Consider the following 26101-nt stretch of genomic DNA (forward strand, 5'->3'; position numbering starts at 1 on the left):
TCGCGTCCGCCAGCCTGAGCGGTTGGCCTGAGAAGCGTGAGAGCTTGCTCTAGACTGGCGGAAGCAACATTCACGTCCCGGAAAGGTGCACCGTGCCCTCGAAACGCCGCCTCCGCTGGGCCGCCCTCCCGGTTGGGATCGCGACGGCTGCAGTGCTCGCCGGGTGTAGCCCGACCCAGCTCCACGGGTATCTGCCCGGTTTCCAGGAGGATGGCGTCCCCACCACCAACCGCGTCGACATGGTCGCCGGCCTGTGGGTGAACTCGTGGATCGTGCTGCTGGTCGTCGGTCTGGTGACGTGGGGCCTCATGCTGTGGGCCGCCGTCGCGTACCGCCGCCGCAAGGGCCAGACCGGTCTGCCCGTGCAGCTGCGCTACAACATGCCGATCGAGATCTTCTACACGGTCGTCCCCCTGATCCTCGTGGTCGGCTTCTTCGCCTTCACGGCACGCGACCAGGACATCCTCGAGACCCAGTACGAAGACCCCGAGGTCTCCATCACCGCGTACGGCAAGCAGTGGGCGTGGGACTTCCAGTACAACGGCGAGGACGAAGACTTCTCCGACGCCGTGTGGAGCATGGGCGTGCAGGCCGAGCCCGAGGGCGACGGATACGTCGACCAGGACGCCCTGCCCACGCTGTACCTGCCCGTGGACAAGACGGTGCGGATCGAACTGCAGTCGCGCGATGTCGCGCACTCCTTCTGGGTCATCGACTTCCTGTACAAGAAGGACATGTACCTCGGGCGCGACAACTTCTGGTCGTTCACCCCGACGCGAGAGGGCACCTACGCCGGCAAGTGCGCCGAGCTGTGCGGTGAGTACCACTCCGCGATGCTGTTCAACGTCAAGGTCGTCAGCGAGGCGGAGTACGAGGACTACCTCGACACCCTCCGCGACGCGGGACAGACCGGCGACATCGACGAGGCCTACGACCGACTCCAGGGCAACACCGGGTTCGGGCGCGCCGAGGAAGGCTAAGCGAGCATGACCACCACGCTTCCCCCCCAGGAGTCCGCTCCGGGCCGTCCCACCACGCTCCCGCCGCGTCAGGCGGCGCTGATGAGCGGATCGCGCGTCGAGCGCAAGGGCAACATCATCGTCAAGTGGATCACCTCCACCGACCACAAGACGATCGGGTACCTGTACCTCATCGCCTCGGTGATGTTCTTCATGCTCGGCGGTGTCATGGCGCTGATCATCCGCGCCGAGCTGTTCGAGCCGGGCATGCAGATCGTGCCGACCAAGGAGCAGTACAACCAGCTGTTCACGATGCACGGCACGATCATGCTGCTGATGTTCGCGACGCCGCTGTTCGCCGGCTTCGCCAACGCGATCCTGCCGCTGCAGATCGGTGCGCCCGACGTGGCCTTCCCGCGCCTGAACGCCTTCGCATTCTGGCTGTTCCTCTTCGGCTCGCTCATCGCGGTGTCCGGCTTCCTCACCCCCGCCGGTGCGGCCGGCTTCGGATGGTTCGCCTATCAGCCATTGGCCAACGCCAGCTTCTCGCCAGGTGTCGGCGGGAACCTCTGGATGCTGGGCCTGGGCATGAGCGGTTTCGGTACGATCCTCGGCGCGGTGAACTTCATCACCACGATCCTGACGATGCGTGCCCCGGGCATGACGATGTGGCGCATGCCGATCTTCACGTGGAACACGCTGATCACCAGCATCCTGATCCTGATGGCGTTCCCGGTGCTGGCCGCCGCGATCCTGGCCGCCGCCTCCGACCGCGTGCTCGGTTCGCACATCTACGACCCGGCCGCCGGTGGCGTGCTGCTGTGGCAGCACCTGTTCTGGTTCTTCGGTCACCCAGAGGTGTACATCATCGCGCTGCCGTTCTTCGGCATCGTCTCGGAGATCTTCCCCGTCTTCAGCCGCAAGCCGATCTTCGGGTACAAGACCCTCGTGTACGCCACGATCGCGATCGCCGCGCTTTCGGTCGCGGTGTGGGCGCACCACATGTACGTCACGGGAGCCGTGCTGCTGCCCTTCTTCGCCTTGATGACGATGCTCATCGCGGTGCCAACGGGTGTGAAGATCTTCAACTGGATCGGCACCATGTGGCGCGGGTCGCTCACCTTCGAAACGCCCATGGTCTTCGCCCTCGGCTTCCTCGTGTCGTTCGTGTTCGGCGGTCTGACCGGCGTCATCCTCGCCTCGCCGCCCCTGGACTTCCACCTGTCGGACTCCTACTTCGTCGTGGCGCACTTCCACTACGTCGTGTTCGGCACGGTCGTGTTCGCGATGTTCGCCGGGTTCTACTTCTGGTGGCCGAAGTGGACCGGGCGGATGCTCAACGAGCGCCTGGGCTACATCCACTTCTGGATGCTGTTCATCGGCTTCCACATGACGTTCCTCATCCAGCACTGGCTGGGCGTCGACGGCATGGTCCGCCGGTACGCCGACTACTCGCCGCAGGACAACTGGACGTGGGAGAACCAGGTCTCCACCGTGGGTGCGATGATCCTGGGCGCCTCGATGATCCCGTTCCTGCTGAACGTGTGGATCACGGCCCGCAAGGCGCCGAAGATCACCGTCAACGACCCGTGGGGCTACGGTGCGTCGCTGGAGTGGGCCACGTCGTGCCCGCCGCCGCGCCACAACTTCACGTCGATCCCACGCATTCGCAGCGAGCGTCCGGCGTTCGACCTGAACCACCCCGAGGCCGGCGTGCCGGTCGGCGTGGGTCCGGCGAAGGACGCCCCCGACGCCCCGGTCGTCGACGCCGCCGAGGGAGAGGTCAAGTAAATGCGCACCAACGTGGGCCTGTGGTGGCTGCTGTCGGTCTTCTTCCTCGTGGTGGGCATCGCCTACACCGTGTGGGCGATGCTGTTCTACACCGGTGACGTCCTCACACGGATCGAGTGGGTCGGAACCGTCGCGCTCGTCTTCGCCGCGCTGATGGCCGCGCTGATCGCGTTCTACGTGCAGCGCGTGCACCGCGCACAGGGCGGCGAGCTGCCCGAAGACACCCTCACCGCCGACATCGACGACGGCGACCCCGAGATGGGCGAGTTCAGCCCGTGGTCGTGGTGGCCGATCGTGCTCGCCTTCTCGGCGGCCATCGCGATGATCGGTCTGGCCGTCGGTGCGTGGCTCATGCCCATCGGCATCGCCATCTTCGCCGTGGCCATCGTGGGCTGGGTGTTCGAGTACTACCGCGGATACTTCGCACGCTGAGCGGCGCGTGCCGATCCGCCTGAGCGCGGCCGCCGTCTCCGACATCGGCTCCCACCGCGCGACCAACCAGGACGCCGCCTTCACGGCGTCCTGGGGTGCCGCGGTGGCCGACGGCGTGGGCGGGGGGCCATCCGGCGACCTGGCCTCCGCTGCACTCGTCCACCGGCTGGTGGCGGGCCCGGTGGGCGCATCGGATGCGGAGGCGCTCCTCGTCCGCATCCGCGAGGCGAATTGGGACCTGCGTGCGCACGTGTTGCGCGATCCCTCGCTGCAGGGGATGTCGACGACGTTCACGGGGCTCTTCGTGGGCGCCGGCGGCTCCCTCCTCGTCGCCCACACCGGCGACTCCCGCGGTTATCTCCTGCGCGACGGGTGGTTCACCCGCGAGACGCGTGACGACTCGTACGTGCAGGCCCTCGTGGACTCCGGCCTGCTGGCCCCCGAGGCCGCAGCCACACACCCTCGCCGCAACATCATCACGGCATCCCTCGGGGGCGGCGAGGAGGATGTCGTGTCGGTGAGCGAACGGCAGCCGGTGGTCGGCGACCGATGGCTGCTGTGCAGCGACGGGGTCACCGACTACGCCCCCGAGACCGAAGTGGCGGCGCTCCTGGCGGCCGGTAGGAGCCCGCGCGACACGGCGGCGGAGATCGTCGCATACGCGCTGCAGGCCGGCAGCGCCGACAACGTCACGGCCGTGGTGTGCGATGTCGTCGACGACTCCGCGGATGCGACGGGCCCCGTGTTCTTCGGATCGGCCGCCGGCTACTTCACCGAGGACGTCGAGACGGGCTGAGGACCGACGCGGAGGTCGCGCCCGGCCGCGCGGTACCAGTCGGCGCAGAAGACGAGGATGATCGCCGCCTCGACCCACGCGCCGGCGTAGTACATGAACTGGGCCCCCGCCTGCGCGTCGGCGAGCGGGACGCCTGCCGGTGGGTGGGCGTACAGGTACTTCGCCAGGATCGCGTGCGACGCGATCGCGAGCACCAGGACGGCGGCGACGACCGGCCGCGACGGCCGATGCGGTGCGGGGTCGCGTCCGATGACGGCCGAGGTGAAGAGGTAGCCCGCAGCCAGCAGGTGCCCGTGGACGAGGACGTGCACGAGGGGGTCGCTCATCGCCTCGAAGACGGGTGTCAGGTAGATCACCCACAGTCCGCCGGCGCTGAGGAGAGCCGCCGTGACGGGGTGGCTGATCACGCGTGCCACGGGGGAGCGCAGGAGCGCCGACAGCCGCCGGGCAGGCGTCACGGACAGCGTGCGGAGGGCGAGGGTGACGGGCGCCGCCAGCACGAGCAGCACCGGCGCGAGCATGCCCGCCAGCAGGTGCGTGCCCATGTGGGCGACGTAGTCCCCATGCGCGGCGGCGGCGAGGGGCCCGGCCACCGCGGCGGCCGCCAGGACCACGCCGGCGATCCACGCGGCCACCCGGACCCGGGGCCATTCCCGCCCGCGCCGATGGGAGACGACCACGGCCGCCACGTAGCTCAGGATCGCGAGGGCGGCCAGCGCGACGACGACGCCGTCCAGGAAGCCGCCGGCGGCGGCGCCGTGGGCATGGCCGCCCATGCTGGGCACGCTCACCTCGCCTCCGCGCGCGCCAGCGCCCGGGCGGGGGAGGTGCGCACGAGCAGGACCACACCTGCGGCCAGCAGCACCGCCGCCGAGAGGTTCCAGGCGATGTCGTACGGCAACAGGTTCTCGACATACCGGATCTGATGCAGCCCCATCACCTTGTGCTGGATGAGACCGTCGTACAGCTGGAAGCCGCCTGCGCCCGTCAGGACGCCGCCGGGCCAGCGCGGCCACCACAGCGCATCCCGTCGGCGGAGATCGGCGAGGAGGAACAATCCCGCGATGGTGGCGAACCAGCTGATCGCGTGGAACACGCCGTCCGAGACGAGGCCGAGCTCGGTGGTGCCCCGGTCGTAGAAGTGGTGCCAGTGCAGGAGCTGATGGAAGACGGCCTCGTCGACGAAGGCCACGAGGCCCAACCCGAACAGCACGCCCGACCAGGCGTTCTGGGCCGACCGGGCGGCGCGCCGCTGCCCGGGAGTGGGGAGCGTGGCGGACGAGGGGACGGAGGCAGGGTCGGAGGTGGTCATGATTCCAGCCTCCCCGGTCCACGCCCCGGGCAGGGAAGGGCTTTACAGGGCGGAGAGCCGTCGCTACACAGGCTGCGACGCGGGGGAGCGCACTGTCATCACGAGCGGGTCGAACACCCGGGCGATGGGTCCCTCGTCGTTCTCGACGGGCTGGCCCTCGCGCACCCAGTACTCGTATCCGCCGATCATCTCCCGAACGGAGTAGCCGAGCTCGGCGAAGGCCAGTGCGCCTTTCACTCCGGCGTTGCAGCCCGGGCTCCAGCAGTACACCACCACCGGCACCTCCGGATCGATCTCGTACGGTGCGCGCTCGGCGATCTGGCGGTAGGGGAGGTGCACGGCGCCGGGAATGCGGCCCTGGGCCCATGCATCGGCGCCTCGCACATCGACGAGGGTGAGCGGTTCGCCGGCGTTCAGTGCGGCGTAGACGTCGGAGGGGTCGGTCTCCGCGGCCAGGCGCGCGCGGAAGATGCGGAGGGGTGCGGCATGGCCTCAGGCTAGGGGAGCGCCACCGAGCGGTGCGCCGCCCCGGGTGCCGAGCCGCGCTCGAATCCTGCCAGGCATGCGGAAGGCCCCGATCCGCAGGGCGGACCGGGGCCTTCCGGGGATGTTACTTGGCGGTGTCGTCGCCGCGCGGTTCGTTCATCTCGTCCAGGCGCTTGGGCGAGGGGAATTCGCCGACCGCGGTCTGGTCGTGGGGGGCCGCCACGGGGCGTCCCTCCTCGATCGCGCGCTGGTTGGAAGCCTCGAGCTCCTCCTCGGCGTCGTGCATGACGTGGTCGAGGTCGTGGTGCTGATGTGCGGCCGCGGCATCCAGCTCCGCCTGCGTGAGCGGGGTGAGGCGGTCTTCGAAGAACCACCGCGAGAAGCCGGCGCGCAGGTGCTCGTGCCACGGGATGCGTCCCTGTGCGTTGGGACGCACGACCAGCGGTGCGTAGGTGTCGACGTCCATGAGCTTCCAGCGCTCGTACTCGTCGACGGGCTGGTGCACCTCGATGTACTCGCCACCGGGGAGGCGCACGATGCGTCCGGACTCGTAGCCGTGCAGGACGATCTCGCGGTCCTTCTTCTGCAGCGCGAGACAGATGCGCTTCGTGACGAAGTAGGCGATGATCGGCCCGACGATCAGCAGAGCCTGCAGGGCGTGGATGACGCCCTCCATCGTGAGCCAGAAGTGGGTCGCGATGATGTCGGAGGACGCCGCCGCCCACAGGACCGCGTAGAACGTGACACCGGCGGCGCCGATGGCGGTACGGGTCGGGGCGTTGCGCGGACGCTGGGCGAGGTGGTGCTCGCGCTTGTCACCGGTGATCCACGCCTCGATGAAGGGGTAGATCAGGACGAGCACGATGAACAGGCCCAGGACGATCAGCGGGATCAGGATGTTCCACGACCACGTGCGGTCCCACAGGACGAACTCGAGGTGCGGGGGCACCAGGCGCAGCGCACCGTCGGCGAATCCGATGTACCAGTCGGGCTGCGTACCGGCAGACACCGGCGACGGGTCGTACGGTCCGTAGTTCCAGATCGGGTTGATCGTGAACAGCGACGCGATCAGGACGATCACACCGAACGTGATGAAGAAGAACCCGCCCATCTTGGACATGTAGACGGGCATCATCGGGTAGCCCACGACGTTGTCGTTCGTGCGGCCGGGGCCGGCGAACTGCGTGTGCTTGTTGATGATCATGAGCATGAGGTGCACGACCAGCAGCGCCACCAGGATCGCCGGCAGCAGCAGGATGTGCAGCGTGTACAGGCGTCCCACGATCGCCGTTCCGGGGAACTCGCCGCCGAACAGCAGGAACGAGATCCACGTGCCCACCACCGGGATGCCCTTGACCATGCCGTCGATGATCCGCAGGCCGTTGCCGGAGAGCAGGTCGTCGGGCAGGGAGTAGCCGGTGAAGCCCTCACCCATCGCGAGGATGAAGAGGATGAAGCCGACCACCCAGTTCAGCTCACGCGGCTTGCGGAAGGCACCGGTGAAGAACACGCGCAGCATGTGCACGCCGATGCCGGCGACGAACACGAGCGCGGCCCAGTGGTGGATCTGACGGACCAGGAGCCCACCGCGCAGGTCGAAGGAGATGCTGAGGGTCGACTCGAGCGCCGCCGACATCGCGATGCCGCGCATGGGCTCGTAGGCGCCGTCGTAGTGGGTCTCGACCATCGAGGCGTCGAAGAAGAACGTCAGGAACGTGCCGGACAGCAGCACGACGACGAAGCTCCACAGCGCGATCTCACCGAGCATGAACGACCAGTGGTCGGGGAAGATCTTGCGGCCGAGTTCCTTGACGAAACCGGAGATGCTCGTGCGCTCGTCGATGTAGTTCGACGCGGCGCCGACGAAACGTCCGCCGAGGGGCTTTCCATCACGGCCGGCGTTCACCGGTCCGGTGTGGCTCGCCGGTTCGGTGGTGACGTTATCCGTGGGATGAGTCGTGGTGCTCAATGGCGCTCCCAGAAGCTCGGGCCGACGGGCTCGTGGAAGTCACTGCGAGCGACGAGGTAACCCTCGTCATCCACGGTGATCGGAAGCTGCGGCAGGGGACGGGCGGCGGGGCCGAAGATGACGGCCGCACCATTGGCGACGTCGAACTGCGACTGGTGGCAGGGGCACAGCAGGTGGTGCGTGTGCTGTTCGTAGAGGGCGACGGGGCATCCGACGTGCGTGCAGACCTTGGAGTACGCGACGATGCCGTCGTACGACCAGTCCTTCTTGTCCTCGGCCTCGACGAGGTCCTCGGGCATGAGGCGCATGAGCAGCACGATGGCCTTGGCCTTCTCCTCGAGGTAGCCGTCGTGATGGCTGACCTCGGCGAGGTCCTCGGGGATGACGTGGAACGCCGATCCCAGGGTGACCTCGGACGCGCGGATGGGGCGGCCCGACGGGTCGTGTGCCAGGCGCGTGCCTTCCTTCCACATCGTGTGGCTCATCAGGTACACGGGGTCACCCGCGTGCGGGTGCTCCGGCGTGTTCTCCGGTGCCAGGCCGCGGAACAGCGTGATGCCGGGCAGGATCGACGCGGCCAGCGCGGCGAACAGCGAGTTGCGGATCATGGTCCGCCGTCCGAAGCCGGACTCCTCGTTGGCGTCGGCGAAGGCCTGGACTGCGGCGGCGCGCGTGGAGTCCTTACCGCGCGTGGCGTGACGCGGCTCGATGTACTCCTTGTCGGACATGATCGCCTTGGACCAGTGGATGGCGCCCAGGCCGATGGCCAGGAGGGCCAGACCGATGCCGAGTCCGACGAAGAGGTTGTTGTAGCGGATGTCGATGAGTGCGCCGGACTCGATCGGGAACAGCATGTAGGCGGCGATGGCCCAGATGCTGGCGGCGACCGAGAGGTAGAACAGCGTGTAGACGACGCGGACCGCGCGGCGCATGGCCTTGGGGTCCTTGTCGGTCATCCGCTCACGGTGCGGCGGGAGTTCCGGGCTTCGCACGGGATCCGTCACCGCGACCGCGAGCCCGGAAGACGGCTTCCATGAAGCCCTCTCGTGCTCGAGCGCGTCGTCCTCGTGTGCCATGGTGCTCCTCGTGCGTTCCGAAATGTCGTTGGTCGGCGGGTGTCAGTTGGACTTCGCTGTGATCCACACCGTCAGTGCGATCAGCGAGCCGATTCCGAAGACCCAGATGAACAGGCCCTCGGCGACGGGGCCGAGCGAACCGAGCGCGTAGCCGCCGGGGGAGTCCTTCTCCTGCAGGAACACCAGATACGCGATGATGTCGCGCTTGTCCTCGAGGGTCAGGTTCAAGTCGTTGAAGACGGGCATGTTCTGCGGGCCGGTGACCATGGCCGCGTACATGTTCAGCGGAGTGGTCGTGTGCAGGCCGGGGGCGTACTTGCCCTCGGTGAGCGCACCGCCGGCGCCGGCGACGTTGTGGCACATCGCGCAGTTGATGCGGAACAGCTCCGCACCGTGGGACAGGTCGGCGCCTTCACCCTCGAGCACCTCGGCCTCGGGGTAGGTCGGGCCGGGAGCGGTGGACTGCACGAAGGCGGCCATCGCATCGATCTGCTCTTCGGTGAACTGCACCGGCTTCTGCGGGGCCTGGGGTGACTGCGCCTGCATCGGCATGCGGCCGGTGGACACCTGGAAGTGCACCGACAGCTCACCGACGCCGTACAGCGACGGGCCGTTCTCGCTGCCCTGGAGGTCGAGTCCGTGGCAGGTCGCGCAGTTCGCCTGGAACAGCTTCTTGCCGTCTTCCACCGTGAGGGTGGCGTTGGCGGGGGATTCGTCTTCGGTCGCGGCGATGGCTGCCGTCGCACCGGCGTAGAGACCGCCGGTCATCAGCAGGCCCACGCCGATCAGGACGGCCGCGGCCAGGGGGCTCCGGCGGCCGGTGGAGCGTCGCTTCTTCTCACGTGCCATGTCGAGGTGCAGCTCCGCTCTATTTCAGGAAGTAGATGACGAGGAACAGGGCGATCCAGACGACGTCGACGAAGTGCCAGTAGTAGGACACGACGATCGAGGTGGTCATCTCTTTGCGCCCGAAGTTCTTGACGGCGTACGCGCGGCCGATCACGAACAGGAAGGCGATGAGACCGCCGGTGACGTGCAGCGCGTGGAACCCGGTGGTCAGGTAGAACGCCGACGCATACGGGTTGGCCGTGATGGGCATGCCCTCGGCGACCAGCTGCGCGTACTCCCACACCTGACCCGACACGAAGATCGCGCCCAGGAAGAAGGTGAGGTAGAACCACTCGACCATGCCCCACTTCAGGGGGCTGCCGCCGGTGCGGTACGGCTGGTAGCGCTCGGCCGCGAAGACACCCATCTGGCACGTGACCGAGGACAGCACGAGGATGATCGTGTTGACGGTCGCGTAGGGGACGTTCAGCAGTTGCGTCTCTTCGGCCCACAGCTCAGGGGAGGTGCTGCGCAGGGTGAAGTAGATCGCGAAGAGGCCGGCGAAGAACATGACTTCGCTGCCCAGCCAGACGATGGTGCCAACGGCGACCGGGTCGGGCCGTTTCACGGACCGGAGGGCCTGGGGGTATGTCGCTGGCGTGGTCACACTCCCCATTATGGCCGATTCCGAGGCCGTCGTTTGGCACCGGCGATGCCTGATTCGCCTTACCCGGGACTTAGGGAGGCCTAAGGATCCCCCGCGAGTTGACTGCGGGTGCTCCCAGAGCCCGTCCCGGCGCCGGGACGGGGCCGCTGGATAGGATCGCTGCATGGCGGAGCAGTATGCGTGGCCCGAACTTCTCACGAGCCTTCTGGGCGGAGAAGACCTGAGCGTGTCGGAGTCGACCTGGGCGATGCGCCGCATCATGCGCGGTGAGGCGACCCCCTCCCAGCTGGCCGGCTTCCTCGTCGCGCTGCGGGCCAAGGGCGAGACCGTGGATGAGATCGTGGGGTTTCGCGACGCGATCCTCGAGGCGGCGCTCCCGCTGCCCGTCCCCGCCGGCGTGCTCGACATCGTCGGCACCGGCGGAGATCGTTACGGCACTGTGAACGTCTCGAGCATGGCGGCCATCGTGGCCGCCGCATCCGGTGTGCCCGTCGTCAAGCACGGCAACCGGGCGGCCAGTTCGTCGTCGGGCTCCTCGGACGTGCTCTCCGCACTGGGCATCGACCTCGCGCTGAGCCCCGAGGCCGTCGCCGAGACCCTCGCCCGCACGGGCATCACGTTCGCTTTCGCCGCCGCATTCCACCCCGGGTTCCGCCACGCGGGGCCCACGCGCGCCGAACTGGGCGTGCCCACCGTCTTCAACTTCCTCGGCCCGCTGTGCAACCCCGCCCGCGCCGAGGCCAACGCCGTCGGCGTGGCGCACCTGGATCGCGTGCCGCTGATCACCGGCGTCTTCCGCACGCGAGGGGCGACGGCGCTGGTCTTCCGCGGCGACGACGGCTTGGACGAGCTGACCACGACCGGCCACAGCCGCCTGTGGGAGATCAGCCTGGGCGACGTGCACGAGCACGACCTCGACCCGCGGGATCTCGACATCCCCCTGGCCGACATCGACGATCTGCTCGGGGGAGACCCCGCGCACAACGCCGCAGTCGTGCGCCGCGTGCTCGCCGGCGACCCGGGTCCCGTGCGCGACATCGTGCTGCTCAACGCCGCCGCCGGCATCGTCGCCTACCGGCTGTTCCGCGACCCCGCGCAGGCCCAGCAGCCCATCGTCGAGCGGCTCGCCCAGGCTCGTGACGAGGCGGCCGCTGCCATCGACGACGGCCGGGCCGCGGCGAAGCTGGACGCGTGGGTCGCAGCCACGCAGGAGCTGGCGGGCTGATCCGTGGACCCGCTCGACGCCCTCACCGAGATCGCGTATCTGCTCGAGCGGGAGCGGTCGAGCAGGTACAAGTCCAAGGCGTTCCGTGCGGCCGCCGACGCGATCGCCGGCCTCGACGACGCGCAGCTGCGCGATCCGGCTCTGCGCCGACGCAAGGGCATCGGCGAGTCGACCTACACCGTCATCCAGCAGGCGCTGGCCGGCGGCGTGCCGGAGTATCTGGCGACCCTGCGCGAGAAAGCGGGCATGGCGGGCCCCTCAGAACTGCGCGGCGCCCTCCGCGGGGATCTGCACAGCCACAGCGAGTGGTCCGACGGGCTCACGCCCATCGAGGCGATGGTGGATGCCGCGCGGCGCCTGGGCCACGAATACCTGGCCCTGACCGACCACTCGCCCCGGCTGCGCGTGGCCAACGGCCTGTCTCCCGAGCGGCTGCGGGAACAGCTGAGCGTGGTCGAGGGTTTCCGCGGCGACGGATTCACGCTCCTCAGCGGAATCGAAGTGGACATCCTCGAAGACGGTGCCCTGGACCAGGAGCCCGGCCTGCTGGATGAACTGGATGTCGTGGTCGCGTCGGCGCATTCCCTGCTGCGGATGGAGCGCGGCCCCATGACCCGGCGTTTCGTCGCCGCCGTCTCCAGCCCGCACGTCGATGTCCTCGGGCATGTCACGGGGCGGCTGGTCGAGGGATCCCGGGGCACCCGCCCGCCGTCGACGTTCGACCCGGTGGCCGTGTTCGAGGCATGTGCGGCGCACGGCGTCGCGGTCGAGATCAACTCCCGCCCGGAGCGTCAGGATCCGCCCGATGACCTGCTGGCGATCGCGCTGGAGAAGGGCTGCCTGTTCGCCATCGACTCCGACGCGCATGCCCCCGGCCAGCTGTCGCTGCTGGACTACGGTGCGGCGCGCGCCGAGCGTGCCGGGGTTCCCGCCGAGCGGATCGTGACGACGTGGCCGCTCGCGAAGCTGCGGGAATGGCTCGGCCGCGACCGATGAGGCGCTCGTAAACTGGGGGGATGACCCCTGGGCGTGCGCCTGCTGCCGGGCGGGCACTCCCGTGGCTGCTGATCTGGGGTGTGCTCGTCGCGGCGTTGAGCCTGCGCGGGCCCATTGTCTCGCCGACGCCCGTGCTCCGCGACATCGAGCGCGACCTCGGGCTCACGCCTGCATCCGTCGCGCTGCTGACGACGGTTCCCGTGCTGATGTTCGCGATCCTGACGCCGGTCGCCGCGTTCGTCATCCGCCGCTCCGGGCCCGAGCGGGCGCTGCTGATCACCCTCGCCGGTGTGCTGGTGGGCACGGTGATGCGGGCGGTGCCGGGCTTCGGGTGGATGCTGGCGGGCACGGTCGTGATCGGCGCCGCGATCACCGTCGGCAATATCGTGATCCCCGTCATCATCCGCCGCGATGTGCCGCCCGGGCGCGTGAGCCTCGTGACCGCCGCCTACGTCGCGATGCTCAATGCCGGGTCGTTGCTGACGTCGCTGCTGACGGCCCCACTGGCCGCGCTCACGGGCTGGCCGGTGGCGCTGCTGCTGTGGTCGCTGCTGACGGTGGCGGGCATCCTCCTGTGGGGAGCGCACCTCGCCCGGTGGCGTCGCGCGGGCGTCGACCCCGCCACGAGATACTCCGGCGAGGACGCCGTGCGGCCGGGGCCGACCGACGACATCGATCCGCGCACCCTGACCGGACCCATGCCCGTCATCTCGGCGAAGGGCGGCTCGTTCCTGCGCCGCCCGGTGCCCTGGCTGCTGCTGGCGACCTTCGCGTGCCAGACGTTCATCTACTTCGGCCTCACCACGTGGCTGCCGGTGATCTCCGGCGACCTGCTCGCGCTGGATCAGACCGCCGCCGGCGCCTTGGCGTCGATCTTCCAGGGGGCGGGCATCATCGGTGCCTTCGTGGTCCCTGCGCTGACGCGCGTCGCGCCGTCATGGGTCACCGTCGCCATCATCAGCGGCAGCTGGCTCGTCCTCACCGTGGGCGTGCTCACGGCGCCGTCGCTCATGATCCTGTGGCTCTCGATCGGCGCCATCGGCCATTCCGGCGGATTCGTCGCGATCTTCAGTGCGCTCGTGCAGGGGGCACGCTCGGACAGCGAGGCGGCCGGCATGTCGGCGCTCGTGCAGGGCGGTGGCTACGCGATCGGCGCGCTGGCGGGGCCCGTCCTGGGCGCCGTGTACGCGGCCACGGGGGACTGGTCGGGGGTGCTGACCCTGCTGATCGTCGTGGCGGCGGTGTACACCGTCCTGCTGGCGGCCTCGTTCGCCGCGGTCCGTCGCGCGGGCCGCTGAACCCGCGTCCGCTCGGGGAGCGTCAGACGGCGAGCGCGGCGAGGGCGCGGTTCATGGACGAGCCCAGATTCCACTTCTGCGCGAGGGCCTCGGCGGCGGCGCGCCGCGATTCGTCCACGTCCGGGAGACGGTCGTCCACCGGGGGCAGGTCCAGGTCACGGACGACCTCCACGACCGTCGGGGCGACCCGTAGGTAGTCGGCGCCGGCCAGGATCTTCGCACGCTGGCCCGCCGGCATCCCCTCGCCCGCCTCGGCAGCGGCGACGATCCCGGCGAGGTCGCCGTGCGCCGTGAGGAGGGTGGCAGCGGATTTCTCCCCGATGCCGGCGACGCCGGGAAGCCCATCCGAGCTGTCGCCCCGCAGCGCCGCGTAGTCGGCGTACTGGGCGGCATGCACCCCGTACTTGGTGAGGACCGTGGCATCCGTCACGATCTCGAGATTGCTCATGCCGCGTGCGGTGTAGATGACCCGGACGTCGCGGGCGTCGTCGATGAGCTGGAAGAGGTCGCGGTCGCCGGTGACGATGTCGACGGGCATGTCGGCGCGCGTCGCGAGGGTGCCGATGACGTCGTCCGCTTCGTGCTCGGCGGCGCCGACGATCGGGATCCCCAGGACGTCGAGCGCCTCGCGGATGATCGGGACCTGCACCTCGAGCGGATCGGGTACGACCTCCACATCAGGGGAGCCCGACACCACCTCGGCGACCCGATGCGTCTTGTAGCTCGGGATGAGGTCGACTCGCCACTGCGGCCGCCAGTCGTCGTCCCAGCACGCCACCAGATGCGTCGGGTGGTACGTGCTCACGAGCTTCGCCACGATGTCCAGGAGACCCCGCACGGCGTTGACGGGGGTTCCGTCCGCGGCGCGCACCGAATCGGGCACCCCGTAGAACGCCCGGAAGTACAGCGACGCGGAGTCGAGCAGGAGCAGTTTGTCTGACCGAGTGGACACCTCGACAGGCTACTGTCCGCCTCATCGGTGCCGATACAGTGGCGGCATGTCCGCGACGACCACCAGCTTCCGGGGCGCGCTCGCCCAGACGATCGTCTATGTGCTCGCCGCCGCATCCGGTGCGACGATCTTGGTCACACACCTCGTCAGGGGCGACAGCAGCTTCGGGATCCTCACGGGGGCTGGGATCCTTCTCACCTTCGGTACCCTCGCCGTCATGTCCGGGCGCACCACCCTGCAGCTGCACCGAGAAGCGCGGAACGCCGTCGGGCAGGTGTCCGTAGGGATTCCAGGAGACTAGACGCTGCCGATCGACGGCGCGGAACTGGTGCGCAAGAGCAGCCAGTCGTCGAGGGCGGCGCGGAAGGCGACGGGCTGCTCCACCCAGGGATAGTGGCCGCAGTTCTCCAGCAACGTCAGATCCGCGCCGAGCGCATCGGCGTAGGCCCGCACTGGCTCGACGCCGCTGAGGATGTCGGCGCGCCCGCCCAGGACGAACGTCGGCGGCAGGGGAGCGGCCCTGATGCGCGCGGCCGCATCACCCGGGATGTCGCGGAACCATGCCGAGGCCGCCGCCCACGTCATCGCACCGACGGCGGCGTGCTGCCGCTCGGTCGGCGTCCACCGGGCGTACCCGGCGGCCGCTTCGGCGGCGACCGCTCGCTGGAACGCGGTCTCGTCCGTGGGTGCTTCGCCCTTCATCGACGCGAGCGCGCGGGCGATCTCGGGCTCGTTGCGCTCCGCGGCCAGCGCCTCGCCGTCGTGCGGCGCACCGGTCAGCCACGCGGCGGCGGGTGTCACGAGCGCCAGAGATCGGATCCTCCCCGGGTGCTGGGCAGCGCCCGCGAGGGCCAGTCGCGTGCCCGCGGAGTGGGCGATGACATCGACGGTCGGCGCCCGCAGGTGGTCGGCGACGCCGAGGAGGTCGGCGGCATCCGTCCACCACCCGCGTGAGAGCCCGCCGGTCGCTGGAGTGCCCCGCGGGTGCAGGATGACGAGCGTCCGCGTCTGGGCGAGGCCGGCGAGGTCGCCGAGGTACGCGGGGTCGCGGCATGGTCCGCCGGGCACCACGACGACCGGCACTGCCCCGGGAGAGCCGTGGATCTCGACGGCGAGGCGGGCGCCGTCGGCCGTGTCGATGAACCGCACGGCATCACTGTAGGGGGCGCCGCGTCAGCAGGCGGGGCCGGAGGGGTTCTCCGCGCACGTCTTGTCGACGAGCGCCGTGCGCACCTCGAACACCTCCACCGGGTAGCCCGCGGTCGTGGAGGTGACGGGCCCGTTCACGGGGAACCACCGCCCCACCCCGAAGTCGACCTCCGCGGAGTACTCGATGGAGACCGCCACCTGGTAGACGCCGCGCTCGCCGTAGGCGTGGCTCGTGGCAGTGGGGGTGAACTGCGCCTGCCCGAGGTCGCCCCAGGATGCTCCGCCGGAGGTCGAGCGCGCGGTGGTGCCGTCGCCGTAGTCGAAGACGAACGCCGCGGGGGTGAAGCGCACCGTGACGGGGCGGCCGAACAGCGTGCCGCTGACCGACTGCGCCGACGCGGAGGCGACGAAGTTCACCGGCATGCCCACCACCCCGACCCCGTCGGGCTCTCCTTCCAGGGCCGGACCTCCCGGCGCGAAGCTCGCCACATCCCGTGCCGTCACCGCAGGGATGCCGGGCAGCACTTCGCCTTCCACCGGTTCGCACACCGCGAAGCCGCCCCCGATGAGCGTGCAGCCCGGCGGCAGGGCCTCGGCATCCGAGGGCGACCCCGGACCGGTGGAATCCGATCCGCCCGAGCTCCCTCCGCCCTTCGGCGGGCGCTGCGGCGTGGTCGTCTCTCCGACGATGTCGATCTGGCTACCCGAGTTCGAGGTGCACGCATTCTGCCAACCGAATCCACTGCACCCCGTTGGTGCGTTGGTGGCGGCGGGTGCCAGCAGCGCCATGGTCAGCGTCGCAACCGTGATCAGCCGCACGTCGGTTCCCCATCACGCGGTACAAACCGGACTATGGACTCTGCGGCTGGACTTACCTCGACCGTCAAGGCTTGGATGTCGGGACGCTCCGCGCTCACCACGGACTGACCGGCTGAATCCGTCAGTGACACAGCGGACACATCCACACAAACGGCGACAGAAGCCAACTCCGGCGTGCGAACCGCCGGCTCAACTAAGGTCACAACGCTTTCACCTGACACGGTCCAGCCGTCGGCGTGCATCTGGGCGAACGATTCGCGGGCCGAAGCGTTGGCGTCGCCGGTGGTGAGGGCGTAGACGGGCTCGAACGTGGTCGGGTCGCTCAGGTCGACCTGGTTGAGGGCATCGACGTAGGCGCGGTAGGTCTCTTCGGCGGCGGCGAAGGCCTGCTCGTCGGTGAGCGGCGTGGGGGTGGTCTCGCGCGGCTCGGGGGAGCCGACGCATCCGGTCGCCGCGGCGGCGGCCATCGCGAGGACGGCGAAGGCGCGGGCGACTCGGGCGAGCATGGCACCCAGGCTAGGAGCGACACCCTCTCCACGCATCCGTTATCCACAACACGTGCGACATCGGGCGTAGCAGGGTGGAAACATGCAGGGGGCAGGATGGCGGCATGACTCTCGCCACCGCTCTCTCCGCCACGCTTCCCGACTGGCTCGTCGCCGACCTGCCCGATCTGCCGGAGACGCTGCCCACGCTGGAAGACCGCATGGATCTCGTCAACGCCCTCGCCGACCGCAACTGGCGTGCGGGCAACGGCGGTCCGTTCGCGGCGATCGTGGTGGAGGCCGAGTCGGGGCGACTCGTGTCGGCCGGCGTCAACGTCGTGCTGAGCTCGGGGCTCAGTTCGCAGCATGCCGAAGTCACGGCGATCGGCCTGGCCCAGACCGCGCTCGGGCGGTGGGACCTGGGGGCGTCCGGCGCCGACCTGCAGCTCGTGGTCAATTGGCGTCCGTGTGTCATGTGTTACGGCGCGACGATGTGGAGCGGCGTCCGCTCGCTCGTCGTGGCGGGTGAGGGTCCCGAGCTGGAAGCCCTCAGCGGGTTCGACGAGGGACCGGTCGTGGGTGACTGGATCGAGCAGTTCGAGGCCCGTGGCATCCGCGTCGTGACGGACGTCCGGCGGGATGAGGCCGTCCGAGTGTTCGCCGCGTACGGCGAGGCGGACGCGGTCGTCTACAACGCGCGCGGCTCCGTCGCCTGACCCGCCGCGCTCACCCTGCGCTCAGCCGGCAGGGCCCCAGTACACCAGCCGGTCGCCGGGCAGCTCCAAGACGAAGTAGCCGGTCGCCGACACGTCGGTCGCCACGTCGAACACCTCCGCGTAGCGCACGGTGTCACCCGCCGGCACCGGAGGGATGTCCCACGTCGACGGAAGACCGGTCAGCTCGGGCAGATGCTCGGAATCGGCACGCCCGCCATCGCCGGTGAGCAGCCACGAGTACAGCGAGTAGTCGTAGTCGCTCGCCGGATCCAGCACGTCGCCGCCGAGGTTGGTCAGTTCGACGGTCACCGCGAGGTACGCGCCGTTGGCCGGTTCCGTTTCGACCGCACCGGATGCGGCGGTGACGTCTTCTGGCGCGGTGACGGTCATCGCCCACACGTCCGAGCCGGAGTTCTCGTCCACGATCGTGATGGTCGTGCCGTACGCGAGCGGGTCGGCCCGAGAAGCTCCCGCTCCCTCCAGTCCCGGCACACCCAGCTCCGGCTCGAGCGGCGGGTCCGCATTCCCCGGATCGTCGGGCACGAACGGCTCGTCGATGGCGGGCGGTGCGTCTCCCGCCTCCCACGGCCAGCTCGGCAAGCCCCATGGAATCACGAACGACCAGGCGGCGATCGCTGCCGACGCCCCGGCCAGCACGAGGGCGGTGATGGGCAGACCCCGCGGCACCGCGCGGCGGACGATCGCGACGACGGCCACGATCACGGCTGCCGGCAGCAATGGCACCAGCAGGAGCCGCCCGGCGACGGGAACCACCGCCGCCGCCAGGCATACGGCACCCAGGACGAGAGCGGTGACGGCGAGCCCCGAAGGGCCCTGCGACGGAGTGGTGCGACGCGGGTCGGGGCCGTAGACGGGGGGAGCGCCGGGATACGGCTGATGAAGAGCCGGCGGAACGCTGCGACCGGACATGGTGCTCCTCTCGCCGGTGGCCCCATGGTACGGATCCCGTCCCCCCTGCGGCGGTGGTGCGGCGAGGGTGTGGAAAGCCCGCTCCGCGCAGTGCGGATACAGTGGCGGGCATGTCGTTCGGTGCCGCCTCCGCTGTGCGCGCGGACGACGGCGAGCCGTGCCCATGCGGAAGCGGTGCAGCGTTCGGCAGCTGCTGCGGGCCGCTCCTGGCCGGGGATCCCGCGCCGACCCCCGAGCGGCTCATGCGCTCGCGCTACACGGCGTTCCGGATGCGGGATGCGGGTCACCTCGAGCGAACGTGGCATCCGCGCACGCGTCCTCCCGACCCGGTGCAGCTCGATCCCGACGTGCAGTGGACGGGCCTGCAGATCGTGGACGCGTCGATCGCGGGAGACGAGGGCAGAGTCGAGTTCCGCGCCTCGTGGCGCAGCGGCACCTCGCGCGGGGTCCTGCACGAGCGCAGTCGGTTCGCCCGCCGCGGCGGACGCTGGCTGTACCTCGACGGCGACGTGGCCGCGGAATAGCGCGGGTCGCCGGGTGGTTCTGGCGGGTATGGACACCGACGCGCGCCGCGAGGTGGATGTCGCCGTGCTCGGGGCGGGGCAGGCGGGCCTTTCGGCCGCCTACCACCTGCGTCGTCGGGGGTTCTCGCCGGTGGCGCACGGAGCGGATGGGGCCACCTTCGTGGTGCTCGACCGAGAGGACGCGCCCGGTGGCGCATGGCAGCACCGCTGGGCGTCGCTGCGCATGGCCACGGTCAACGGCATCCACGAGCTGCCCGGTTTCCCGGTCCCACCGGCTGACCCGGACGCGCCGGCGCGGGAAGTGCTGCCGCCGTATTTCGCCGAGTACGAACGGCGCTTCGACCTGGACGTGCAGCGCCCCGTCGCCGTCCGCGCCGTGCGCGCGATGGACACCGACCCGCGCGGCAGGCTGCTCGTGGAGACGGACCGCGGCGCGTGGTCGGCTCGGTACATCGTCAACGCCACCGGCACGTGGACCCGGCCGTTCTGGCCGCACTACCCCGGCCAGGAGCTGTTCCGTGGACGCCAACTGCACACCGCCGACTACGTCTCGGCCGACGAGTTCGCCGGTCAGCGCGTGATCGTGGTGGGAGCGGGGGTCTCGGGCGTGCAGCTGCTGGAGGAGATCTCCCGCGTCGCGACGACGTTGTGGATGACCCGGCGTGAACCCGAGTGGATCGAGGAGGACTTCGACATCCCCGCACGCGTGGCCGCGATCGCGGGTGTGGAGGAGCGGGTGCGTCAGGGCCTGCCTCCGGGCAGCGTCATCTCGGTCACCGGCATGCACTGGACGCCCTGGGCGGAGCGCGCGCGGGATCGCGGCGTGCTGCAGCGTCTGCCGATGTTCACCCGCATCGAGGAGGACGGCGTCCGCATGCCGGATGGATCGTTTCTCGCCGCCGACGTCATCCTGTGGGCCACCGGCTTCCGCCCGGCACTGGATCACCTCGCCCCCTTGCGTCTGCGGACGCCGGAGGGCGGCTTCCGGGTGGCCGAGTCGCGTTCGCTCGATGACCCGCGGGTGTTCTTCATCGGTTACGGGCCGTCGGCCTCGACGGTGGGAGCCAACCGCGCCGGCCGCACCGTGGCTGCGGCGATCGCCGCCGAGCCGGTTGCTGTCGACGCCTGAGCACGGCGTCAAGCCCTCGTTTCGGCGCGGGTGCGGCCCCTAGCGTGGGGGCGTGACTGATTCCCGTGTTCTCATCCTCGGCGGCCATGGCAAGGTCGCCCTCCTCCTGGCGCCCCTGCTGGTGGCCCGCGGCGACGAGGTGACTGCCGTCATCCGCAATTCGGCGCACGCCGACGACGTGTCGGCCACCGGGGCCACCCCCCTCGTGCTCGACCTGGAGGCCGGTGCCGACCTCGGCGAGGCGTTCGAGGGGTACGACGCGATCGTGTGGGCGGCCGGTGCCGGCGGCGGAAGCCGCGAGCGCACGTACGCCGTCGACCGCGATGCCGCGATCCGCTCGATGGATGCGGCGGAGGCCGCCCGCGTACGGCGGTACGTGATGGTCTCGTGGATCGGGTCATCGCCGGACCACGGCGTGGATCCGGACAACCCGTTCTACGCCTACGCGGACGCGAAGCTGGCCGCCGACGACCACCTGCGTGCGAGCACGCTCAACTGGACCATCCTCGGGCCGGGGGCCCTGACCCTCGATCCGCCCACCGGCCGCATCGCCCTCGACCCCGAGGGTGACGGCGCCGTCCCGCGTGCCGACGTGGCCGCCGTGATCGCCGCCGCGCTCGCCGAGGACCACACCGTGGGCCGTTTCATCCGCTTCGGCTCCGGCGACACCCCGATCGCGGAGGCGCTCGCCCGCTGAGGGCCTCAGTCGCCGACGAGGTTCTCGTGGATGCGGTGCAGATCGACCAGCAGCGACCCCACGAGCACCCAGTGATCGGCCGAGGGCGCGGTCACCTGCAGCGGGCGCGTGAGCGCGGGCGGCTCGCCCGGATGAGGCTCGGACGGGCCGGCGACCGCGCCGGCGGACACCCGCAGGCGCACGTCATGAGCGGCGCGGCGCAGCTGCTCGGCGATGGCGCGCACCGACGGCTCGTCGACGATGCCGGGGTCGTAGCGGTCGACGACGGCACGGGTCATCCCGATCACCTGCGTGCTGATCGGGCCGAACATGTCGAGTTCTTCCTGCGCGCGGGCGACGGCGGCGCGCACTTGACGCCCCCGCGGATTGAAGGTGAGCGAGTCGTTGGCATCGTCGATGGCCTTCTCGGCGGCGTCGCGCATGGGACGCAGCAACCGGGCGGTCAGCAGCAGCTCTTCCAGCTCCGCCCTCGTGCGGGGATGGGAGAGCGCGCCGGCCAGGCGGTCGAGGGCGTCGGCGATCTCGCTGCCGAGTCCGTCGCTCTTCTCGCGCGCGGGGCCGACAGCCACCGGCGGCACGACGGCGAGGTTCACCAGGAAGCCGATCACCGCGCCGATGAGGGTCTCCAGCACCCGGTCGACGGCGTATCCCGGCGTCGCGGTGCCCAGCGACAGCACCAGGAGCGCGCTGATGCCCACCTGGTTCGACGTTCCGGGGGTGAGCTTGAGGGCCCACGCCGCCAAGAGCGCGACGGCCGTGGCCAGCAGCGTCACCCACGGATGGGTGCCCAGCAGGATGCCGAGCACCGATGCGATGACGACGCCGGCGACCACGCCGATGCTGCGCTCGATGGCCTTCGTGAACGACTGGTTCAGACTCGGCTGCACCACCAGCAGCGCCGCGATGGCCGCGAACACCGGCGGCGGGCCCTGCACGAGCCAGGCGGCGACGATCCACGCCGCGACGACCGCGATGGCCGACTTCAGCACCTGCAGCAGCGGCCCGCGCCGGGGGGAGCGGAAGGTCGCGGGAATGCGCATGCACCGAGTGTCGCAGGGACACGGGACGGATGAGGCGGGGTTGCGCAGTGCGGGCCGCGCGCGCCTCAGCGGGCGGACAGCTGTGTGCCGATGACGCGCAGCAGGTCGAGCTTCTCGGCGTCGGGGGTACCCGGCGTGGCGGTGAAGACCAGGAGACGGTGGCCCGTCTCCGTGTCGAGCAGGGTCTGGCAGTCCAGCGTCAACTCCCCCACGTCGGGGTGCGCGAAGCGCTTGGTCATCGGATGCTTCTCGGTGACCTCATGGTCGGCCCACACGGCGGCGAACTCCGGACTCAGCCGCTGCAGTTCCGCGACGATGGCGCCCGCACGTGAGCGGTCGCCGGTGCGGGCGTAGACGGCGCGCAGCTCGGCGACGAACGTGCGCCCCCGTGCGTCGTGGTCCGCTCGCGCGTACACATCCCGGGATTCCGGCTCGGTGAACCAGCGGTACACCACCACGCGCCGCAGTCCGTCGAGCTGCCGCGCGTCGCCGAGCAGCGCGCGGGCGGGCTCGGTCTGGACGAGGGTTTCGCCCAACTCCGTCACGACCTGCGCGGGTGTGTCGGTCAGGCGCTCGAGGATCCGCTGCATCCCCGGGGAGACGTGCAGATCTGCAGCGATCCGCTCGGGAGCGGCGTACCCGCCGAGCCGGAACAGGTGGTCGCGCTCGGCGCGGTCGAGGTGCAGCGCGCGGGCCAGTGCGGCGAGGATCTGCACGGATGGGCCGCGGCCCCCGCGCCTGTTCCAGTCGGTTGAGGTAGTCCGTCGACATCCCCGCCAGTGCGGCGACCTCTTCCCGCCGCAGGCCGGGCGTGCGCCGTCGAGGACCGCGCGTCAACCCGACGTCTTCGGGCTGCAGCGCCTCGCAGCGCTTGCGCAGGAACTCGGCGAGCTGATGCATGCCCACATCCTCCTCGCGTGCGCGACGCTGAGCCAGGGATCGCCGGTCCCTCGATGGCCGCGACCTGGATCGGCGGACGGATGCGGCGGAGCCTGAAGGCATGACCGACGAACGCATCATCCTCATCACCGGCGGCTCCCGTGGGCTGGGCCGCGCCGCCGCGCTCGCCCTCGCCGACGGCGGCGACGACATCGTCCTCACCTACCTGAGCGACGCGGAGGCCGCAGCTGCCGTGGTCGCCGAGGTCCACGCGCGCGGGCGGCGGGCGGTGGCACTCCCGCTGGACACCACCGCCCCCGACACCTTCGCTGAGTTCGCGGAGCGGCTGCGCGACACCCTGGGCACCGTGTGGGCGCGCGACACCTTCGATGTGCTGGTGAACAACGCCGGCTACGGCGGCAGCGCGCCCCTCGGGGGCTTCGACCGCGACAGCATCGACCGCCTCGTCGCCGTGCATTTCACGGGCGTCGTGCTGCTCACCCAGCAGCTGTCACCCGCGCTGGCAGACGGCGGTCGCATCCTCAACGTGTCCAGCGGACTCACGCGCATGGCCGCCCCCGGCATGGCGGTGTATGCCGCGGTCAAGAGCGCGGTGGAGACCTTCACCGTGTACCTCGCGCGCGAACTCGGGCCCCGCCGCATCGCGGTCAACGTCATCGCACCGGGGGCGACGGCCACCGACTTCGGCGGGGGAGCGGTGCGCGACGACGAGCAGTACCGTGCCGTGCTGCTGCCCATGATCGCGATGGGCCGCATCGGCGAGCCCGACGACATCGGGGCGGCCGTCGCCGCTCTCCTCGATCGACGGATGGCGTGGGTCACCGGGCAGCGGATCGAGGCCTCCGGCGGCCAGCGCCTGTGACAGCGGGCGTAGCGTGGAGGCATGCCGGACCTGGAACTTCTGCGCCGCGACGTCCTGACGCGGCTCGAGCGCCTGGACGCCGACGAGCGCTCCCTGCTGCACGATCGCGCCGACGGCACCGCCGACGACGAACACGACCCTGAGGGGTCGACGCTGTCGGGGGAGTGGTCGCGGGTGGACGCGCTGCGGCGGGCGGCGCTGGGCGAGCTGGCCGAGATCGACGCGGCGATGGCCCGGATCGCCGACGGCACCTACGGCATCTGCGCGCGCTGCGGGCGGCCCATCCCCGCCGAGCGCATGAAGGTGCGCCCGACCGCCTCCCTGTGCGTGGCCTGCGCATGAGAAAGCGCGCGAGGCTTCGGTCGGTGCGCCTCTGGATGAGCGTCGCGGCCGTTCTCGCCGTCGCACTGCTCGTCGCCGTGTTCATCGGCGGGGCGGTCGACTCGAGTCCGGCACAGCTCGTCGCTGCCGGCATCGGGTTCGCCGCCGTCATGACGGGGTGGTCTACGGGGTACGCCGTGATCACGTCGAAGCTGCGACCCGATCAGGGGGTGTCCGCTTCGTCGTAGCAGTGGAGGGCCGGGTCCGGGTCAGAAGGGCGGCGGATCGGTGTCGGGGATGAACACCACACGGGGCGGCGGCTCGTCGGTGTAGGTGCTGCCGAGGGGGCTGGTGAACTCCAGCGTCCCGTCGGCGCGCTGCCGCACCGTCCACGCCGTCTCCGACTTCAGGGTGTGATGGCGGACGCACAGGTGGGCGAGGTTGCCGACGGCCGTGCGGCCGCCGTCGTGGTGCTCGGAATTGTGGTCGATCTGGCAGCGGTGCGCGGGCTGGCGGCATCCGAAGCCCCGGCAGTGCTGGTCGCGCGCCTGCAGGAACCGTTTTTGATCCGGGCGGGGCGTGTACCGGTCGACCTCGAGGACCGTGCCGGTGACCGGATGAACCAGCACCCGATCCCACCCGGGAGCGTGGGCGGTGAGCAGCCGGGCGGTGTCGGGGTCGATCGGGACCTGTCCGTGCAGGCTCGCACCGGAGCCGACGGTACCCAGGAGCGTGAGGACCGGCACGACCACCTGCACGTGCGCCTGGATCGCGCCCAGCCCGCCGGGGTGCCGGTCGCCGGTGGTGGGGTCGATCGCGGGGGCGCCGGTGGGCAGCATGTCAGCGGCACATCGGCACCGATCTGCGCGAGCGTGCGTGCGTCGTCCACCGCCGGCTCGGCCCCCGCATCCGGTGCGCTCGCCGGATCGTCGCCGCGTCGGGCGCGTTCGGCATTGGCCTCGTCACGGATCACGCGCGCGTGCCGGCGGATGCGGTCACGGATCCCGTACGCGAGGGCGGCAGGAAGGCGCAGCTGGAGGAGGGCCATCCCGTCGTCGAGATCGAGGATGCTGACCCCGCGGGTCTCCGCAGCGCGCGCGTGGCGCTCGTCCATCCCCACCGGGTTGACCGCCTCGGCCAGCTCACGTGCGTACGCCTTCGTCCGACCCGGCGTCTCCTTGACGGCGAAATCGAGGACCGTCTGCTCCCATGCCTCGCGCACATCGTCGTCGTCGATTCCGACGCCGACATCGAGCATCACCGTGACGTGCCGCTGGGAGATCCGCGCCTCCTGCAATGCCACCACCGTGGCAGGCAGCTTCGACACGAGCGTGTAGGCGTCGTTCAGTTCCTTCTGCGCGGTGAGGTCGTGCACGTGCGTCGCGAAAGCGATCTCGGCGGCCAGTGAGCGCATCGGCATCTCGCGCTCACGGGAGTCGCGCGACGTCATGCGCGCCGTCTGCTCCAGGGTGACCTCGACGAGCGCGGCGTGGTGGCGGATCCGCGCCGCCTGCGCTCGGGCGATGATCGCTTCCTGCTCTCGCGCGCCAGTCAGACCGGCCCGCATGCGGGCGGCATCCCCGGTGGATAATTCCCCAGGCCCGAAGCTGTTTTCCATTCCTTCACGCTAGCGGGGGCCACCGACATTCCCGCCACCGGAAACCCGGGGCCGCGACGGCCTGTGGAGAACCCGCGTTGTGCACAGGCGCCGCGTGCAGAATGCGCTCCGCACCCCCGCCAGG

The 26101-nt window shown here is 70.3% G+C and carries 30 protein-coding genes and 2 pseudogenes; 15 read left to right on the forward strand and 17 right to left on the reverse strand.

From position 1 onward, the window contains the following. The first annotated feature begins 92 nt into the window (after positions 1-92). From ctaC to E4K62_RS07135, 4 genes are read left to right on the forward strand one after another with little or no spacing between them, the layout of a single operon-like run. On the forward strand, positions 93-980 hold the full coding sequence (ctaC, locus tag E4K62_RS07120; protein WP_135065437.1) for an aa3-type cytochrome oxidase subunit II: 888 nt from the start codon (positions 93-95) through the stop codon (positions 978-980). Positions 981-986: 6 nt separating this feature from the next. Continuing rightward, the gene (ctaD, locus tag E4K62_RS07125; protein ID WP_135065440.1) at positions 987-2750 is read left to right on the forward strand and encodes an aa3-type cytochrome oxidase subunit I; all 1764 of its coding nucleotides are present in this window, start codon (positions 987-989) and stop codon (positions 2748-2750) included. Continuing rightward, the gene (locus tag E4K62_RS07130; protein WP_135065443.1) at positions 2751-3182 is read left to right on the forward strand and encodes a cytochrome c oxidase subunit 4; all 432 of its coding nucleotides are present in this window, start codon (positions 2751-2753) and stop codon (positions 3180-3182) included. It begins immediately after the preceding gene. A 7-nt stretch (positions 3183-3189) separates the two neighbouring features. Continuing rightward, on the forward strand, positions 3190-3978 hold the full coding sequence (locus E4K62_RS07135) for a PP2C family protein-serine/threonine phosphatase (protein WP_135065446.1): 789 nt from the start codon (positions 3190-3192) through the stop codon (positions 3976-3978). On the opposite strand, the gene E4K62_RS07140 is transcribed toward E4K62_RS07135, so the two are convergent. The 7 genes from E4K62_RS07140 to ctaE form a co-directional block, all read right to left on the reverse strand. Further along, entirely contained in the window at positions 3948-4769 is an 822-nt protein-coding gene (locus tag E4K62_RS07140) for a cytochrome c oxidase assembly protein (protein ID WP_240742850.1), read from the reverse strand. The two genes, E4K62_RS07135 and E4K62_RS07140, sit on opposite strands and share 31 nt — an antisense overlap. Continuing rightward, positions 4766-5290 (reverse strand): DUF2243 domain-containing protein, encoded by a 525-nt coding sequence (locus E4K62_RS07145; RefSeq protein ID WP_135065449.1) that lies wholly within the window; start codon positions 5288-5290, stop codon positions 4766-4768. The genes E4K62_RS07140 and E4K62_RS07145 overlap by 4 nt, the downstream gene beginning before the upstream one ends. Positions 5291-5353: 63 nt before the next feature. Beyond that, positions 5354-5761, reverse strand: a complete 408-nt coding sequence (locus E4K62_RS07150) for a rhodanese-like domain-containing protein (RefSeq protein ID WP_135065451.1) — start codon at positions 5759-5761, stop codon at positions 5354-5356. Between the two features lie 139 nt (positions 5762-5900). Continuing rightward, positions 5901-7682, reverse strand: coding sequence for a cytochrome bc1 complex cytochrome b subunit (gene qcrB, locus E4K62_RS07155; RefSeq protein ID WP_135071067.1), 1782 nt, complete (start codon positions 7680-7682; stop codon positions 5901-5903). Between the two features lie 59 nt (positions 7683-7741). Next, positions 7742-8821, reverse strand: a complete 1080-nt coding sequence (gene qcrA / locus E4K62_RS07160; RefSeq protein ID WP_135065454.1) for a cytochrome bc1 complex Rieske iron-sulfur subunit — start codon at positions 8819-8821, stop codon at positions 7742-7744. A 42-nt stretch (positions 8822-8863) separates the two neighbouring features. Continuing rightward, a complete protein-coding gene (qcrC, locus tag E4K62_RS07165; protein ID WP_135065457.1) occupies positions 8864-9670 on the reverse strand; it encodes a cytochrome bc1 complex diheme cytochrome c subunit in 807 nt (268 codons plus the stop codon). A gap of 19 nt (positions 9671-9689) precedes the next feature. Further along, the gene (gene ctaE, locus E4K62_RS07170) at positions 9690-10325 is read right to left on the reverse strand and encodes an aa3-type cytochrome oxidase subunit III (protein WP_135065460.1); all 636 of its coding nucleotides are present in this window, start codon (positions 10323-10325) and stop codon (positions 9690-9692) included. A 154-nt stretch (positions 10326-10479) separates the two neighbouring features. On the opposite strand from ctaE, the gene trpD reads away from it, so the two are divergent. The 3 genes from trpD to E4K62_RS07185 are packed head-to-tail and all read left to right on the forward strand — an operon-like array spanning position 10480 to position 13835. Continuing rightward, complete coding sequence (gene trpD / locus E4K62_RS07175; protein WP_135065463.1) at positions 10480-11541, forward strand: anthranilate phosphoribosyltransferase; 1062 nt, start codon at positions 10480-10482, stop codon at positions 11539-11541. A gap of 3 nt (positions 11542-11544) precedes the next feature. Next, the gene (locus E4K62_RS07180) at positions 11545-12537 is read left to right on the forward strand and encodes a PHP domain-containing protein (RefSeq protein WP_135065466.1); all 993 of its coding nucleotides are present in this window, start codon (positions 11545-11547) and stop codon (positions 12535-12537) included. Between the two features lie 20 nt (positions 12538-12557). Further along, positions 12558-13835 carry an MFS transporter gene (locus E4K62_RS07185; RefSeq protein WP_135065469.1) on the forward strand — a complete coding sequence of 426 codons (1278 nt, stop codon included), beginning with the start codon at positions 12558-12560 and terminating at the stop codon, positions 13833-13835. Between the two features lie 22 nt (positions 13836-13857). Here E4K62_RS07185 and E4K62_RS07190 read toward each other — a convergent pair whose 3' ends face one another. Further along, positions 13858-14787, reverse strand: a complete 930-nt coding sequence (locus E4K62_RS07190) for a 5'-3' exonuclease (protein WP_135065472.1) — start codon at positions 14785-14787, stop codon at positions 13858-13860. A gap of 46 nt (positions 14788-14833) precedes the next feature. Between E4K62_RS07190 and E4K62_RS07195 the strand changes: the two genes are divergently transcribed. Further along, positions 14834-15088, forward strand: coding sequence for a hypothetical protein (locus E4K62_RS07195; protein WP_135065475.1), 255 nt, complete (start codon positions 14834-14836; stop codon positions 15086-15088). Here the strand turns inward: E4K62_RS07195 and E4K62_RS07200 are convergent. The 3 genes from E4K62_RS07200 to E4K62_RS07210 are packed head-to-tail and all read right to left on the reverse strand — an operon-like array spanning position 15085 to position 17261. After that, positions 15085-15936, reverse strand: coding sequence for an alpha/beta fold hydrolase (locus E4K62_RS07200; protein ID WP_240742851.1), 852 nt, complete (start codon positions 15934-15936; stop codon positions 15085-15087). The genes E4K62_RS07195 and E4K62_RS07200 overlap by 4 nt on opposite strands. 24 nt (positions 15937-15960) lie before the next feature. Next, complete coding sequence (locus E4K62_RS07205) at positions 15961-16755, reverse strand: hypothetical protein (protein WP_135065478.1); 795 nt, start codon at positions 16753-16755, stop codon at positions 15961-15963. Continuing rightward, positions 16746-17261: a hypothetical protein gene (locus E4K62_RS07210; RefSeq protein ID WP_135065481.1), complete on the reverse strand. Its 516-nt coding sequence runs from the start codon at positions 17259-17261 to the stop codon at positions 16746-16748. The genes E4K62_RS07205 and E4K62_RS07210 overlap by 10 nt, the downstream gene beginning before the upstream one ends. Before the next feature lie 104 nt (positions 17262-17365). On the opposite strand from E4K62_RS07210, the gene E4K62_RS07215 reads away from it, so the two are divergent. Next, positions 17366-17956, forward strand: coding sequence for a nucleoside deaminase (locus E4K62_RS07215; RefSeq protein WP_135065484.1), 591 nt, complete (start codon positions 17366-17368; stop codon positions 17954-17956). 21 nt (positions 17957-17977) lie between these two features. Here the strand turns inward: E4K62_RS07215 and E4K62_RS07220 are convergent, their stop codons facing one another. Continuing rightward, positions 17978-18886: a hypothetical protein gene (locus E4K62_RS07220; RefSeq protein ID WP_135065487.1), complete on the reverse strand. Its 909-nt coding sequence runs from the start codon at positions 18884-18886 to the stop codon at positions 17978-17980. Positions 18887-18996: 110 nt separating this feature from the next. On the opposite strand from E4K62_RS07220, the gene E4K62_RS07225 reads away from it, so the two are divergent. From E4K62_RS07225 to E4K62_RS07235, 3 genes are read left to right on the forward strand one after another with little or no spacing between them, the layout of a single operon-like run. Continuing rightward, a complete protein-coding gene (locus tag E4K62_RS07225) occupies positions 18997-19410 on the forward strand; it encodes a YchJ family protein (RefSeq protein ID WP_135065490.1) in 414 nt (137 codons plus the stop codon). A gap of 28 nt (positions 19411-19438) precedes the next feature. After that, the gene (locus E4K62_RS07230) at positions 19439-20539 is read left to right on the forward strand and encodes an NAD(P)-binding domain-containing protein (RefSeq protein WP_135071073.1); all 1101 of its coding nucleotides are present in this window, start codon (positions 19439-19441) and stop codon (positions 20537-20539) included. Between the two features lie 52 nt (positions 20540-20591). After that, positions 20592-21236 (forward strand): SDR family oxidoreductase, encoded by a 645-nt coding sequence (locus tag E4K62_RS07235; RefSeq protein ID WP_135065493.1) that lies wholly within the window; start codon positions 20592-20594, stop codon positions 21234-21236. Between the two features lie 5 nt (positions 21237-21241). On the opposite strand, the gene E4K62_RS07240 is transcribed toward E4K62_RS07235, so the two are convergent. The 3 genes and pseudogenes from E4K62_RS07240 to E4K62_RS19015 all read right to left on the reverse strand — a co-directional run. Then, entirely contained in the window at positions 21242-22276 is a 1035-nt protein-coding gene (locus tag E4K62_RS07240) for an FUSC family protein (protein ID WP_135065496.1), read from the reverse strand. Positions 22277-22341: 65 nt separating this feature from the next. Next, entirely contained in the window at positions 22342-22992 is a 651-nt protein-coding gene (locus E4K62_RS07245; RefSeq protein ID WP_308195114.1) for an MmyB family transcriptional regulator, read from the reverse strand. 64 nt (positions 22993-23056) lie between these two features. Further along, positions 23057-23368, reverse strand: a pseudogene (locus tag E4K62_RS19015) (hypothetical protein); the annotation flags it as partial. Between E4K62_RS19015 and E4K62_RS07250 the strand changes: the two are divergent. The 3 genes from E4K62_RS07250 to E4K62_RS07260 are packed head-to-tail and all read left to right on the forward strand — an operon-like array spanning position 23277 to position 24607. Then, positions 23277-24038 carry an SDR family NAD(P)-dependent oxidoreductase gene (locus tag E4K62_RS07250; RefSeq protein ID WP_135065499.1) on the forward strand — a complete coding sequence of 254 codons (762 nt, stop codon included), beginning with the start codon at positions 23277-23279 and terminating at the stop codon, positions 24036-24038. The pseudogene E4K62_RS19015 and the gene E4K62_RS07250 overlap by 92 nt on opposite strands. Before the next feature lie 21 nt (positions 24039-24059). Continuing rightward, on the forward strand, positions 24060-24380 hold the full coding sequence (locus E4K62_RS07255) for a TraR/DksA family transcriptional regulator (RefSeq protein ID WP_135065502.1): 321 nt from the start codon (positions 24060-24062) through the stop codon (positions 24378-24380). Positions 24381-24403: 23 nt separating this feature from the next. Further along, complete coding sequence (locus E4K62_RS07260) at positions 24404-24607, forward strand: hypothetical protein (protein ID WP_135065505.1); 204 nt, start codon at positions 24404-24406, stop codon at positions 24605-24607. Between the two features lie 21 nt (positions 24608-24628). On the opposite strand, the gene E4K62_RS18870 is transcribed toward E4K62_RS07260, so the two are convergent. Both E4K62_RS18870 and E4K62_RS19045 read right to left on the reverse strand, forming a co-directional pair. Then, the gene (locus E4K62_RS18870) at positions 24629-25198 is read right to left on the reverse strand and encodes an HNH endonuclease (protein ID WP_240742852.1); all 570 of its coding nucleotides are present in this window, start codon (positions 25196-25198) and stop codon (positions 24629-24631) included. A 71-nt stretch (positions 25199-25269) separates the two neighbouring features. After that, positions 25270-25977 (reverse strand): annotated as a pseudogene (locus E4K62_RS19045) (DUF222 domain-containing protein); the annotation flags it as partial. Positions 25978-26101 lie beyond the last annotated feature (124 nt).

This window comes from Microbacterium wangchenii, assembly GCF_004564355.1.
GTDB lineage: Bacteria > Actinomycetota > Actinomycetes > Actinomycetales > Microbacteriaceae > Microbacterium > Microbacterium wangchenii.

What these genes read in the sequence shown, in the direction of transcription:
- ctaD (WP_135065440.1), top strand. Translation starts at nt 987, where the DNA reads ATGACCACCACGCTTCCCCCCCAGGAGTCCGCTCCGGGCCGTCCCACC.
- E4K62_RS07130 (WP_135065443.1), top strand. Translation starts at nt 2,751, where the DNA reads ATGCGCACCAACGTGGGCCTGTGGTGGCTGCTGTCGGTCTTCTTCCTC.
- E4K62_RS07145 (WP_135065449.1), bottom strand. Translation starts at nt 5,290, where the DNA reads ATGACCACCTCCGACCCTGCCTCCGTCCCCTCGTCCGCCACGCTCCCC.
- qcrA (WP_135065454.1), bottom strand. Translation starts at nt 8,821, where the DNA reads ATGGCACACGAGGACGACGCGCTCGAGCACGAGAGGGCTTCATGGAAG.
- qcrC (WP_135065457.1), bottom strand. Translation starts at nt 9,670, where the DNA reads ATGGCACGTGAGAAGAAGCGACGCTCCACCGGCCGCCGGAGCCCCCTG.
- ctaE (WP_135065460.1), bottom strand. Translation starts at nt 10,325, where the DNA reads ATGGGGAGTGTGACCACGCCAGCGACATACCCCCAGGCCCTCCGGTCC.
- trpD (WP_135065463.1), top strand. Translation starts at nt 10,480, where the DNA reads ATGGCGGAGCAGTATGCGTGGCCCGAACTTCTCACGAGCCTTCTGGGC.
- E4K62_RS07185 (WP_135065469.1), top strand. Translation starts at nt 12,558, where the DNA reads ATGACCCCTGGGCGTGCGCCTGCTGCCGGGCGGGCACTCCCGTGGCTG.
- E4K62_RS07195 (WP_135065475.1), top strand. Translation starts at nt 14,834, where the DNA reads ATGTCCGCGACGACCACCAGCTTCCGGGGCGCGCTCGCCCAGACGATC.
- E4K62_RS07210 (WP_135065481.1), bottom strand. Translation starts at nt 17,261, where the DNA reads ATGCTCGCCCGAGTCGCCCGCGCCTTCGCCGTCCTCGCGATGGCCGCC.
- E4K62_RS07215 (WP_135065484.1), top strand. Translation starts at nt 17,366, where the DNA reads ATGACTCTCGCCACCGCTCTCTCCGCCACGCTTCCCGACTGGCTCGTC.
- E4K62_RS07220 (WP_135065487.1), bottom strand. Translation starts at nt 18,886, where the DNA reads ATGTCCGGTCGCAGCGTTCCGCCGGCTCTTCATCAGCCGTATCCCGGC.
- E4K62_RS07225 (WP_135065490.1), top strand. Translation starts at nt 18,997, where the DNA reads ATGTCGTTCGGTGCCGCCTCCGCTGTGCGCGCGGACGACGGCGAGCCG.
- E4K62_RS07230 (WP_135071073.1), top strand. Translation starts at nt 19,439, where the DNA reads ATGGACACCGACGCGCGCCGCGAGGTGGATGTCGCCGTGCTCGGGGCG.
- E4K62_RS07240 (WP_135065496.1), bottom strand. Translation starts at nt 22,276, where the DNA reads ATGCGCATTCCCGCGACCTTCCGCTCCCCCCGGCGCGGGCCGCTGCTG.
- E4K62_RS07250 (WP_135065499.1), top strand. Translation starts at nt 23,277, where the DNA reads ATGACCGACGAACGCATCATCCTCATCACCGGCGGCTCCCGTGGGCTG.
- E4K62_RS07255 (WP_135065502.1), top strand. Translation starts at nt 24,060, where the DNA reads ATGCCGGACCTGGAACTTCTGCGCCGCGACGTCCTGACGCGGCTCGAG.
- E4K62_RS18870 (WP_240742852.1), bottom strand. Translation starts at nt 25,198, where the DNA reads ATGCTGCCCACCGGCGCCCCCGCGATCGACCCCACCACCGGCGACCGG.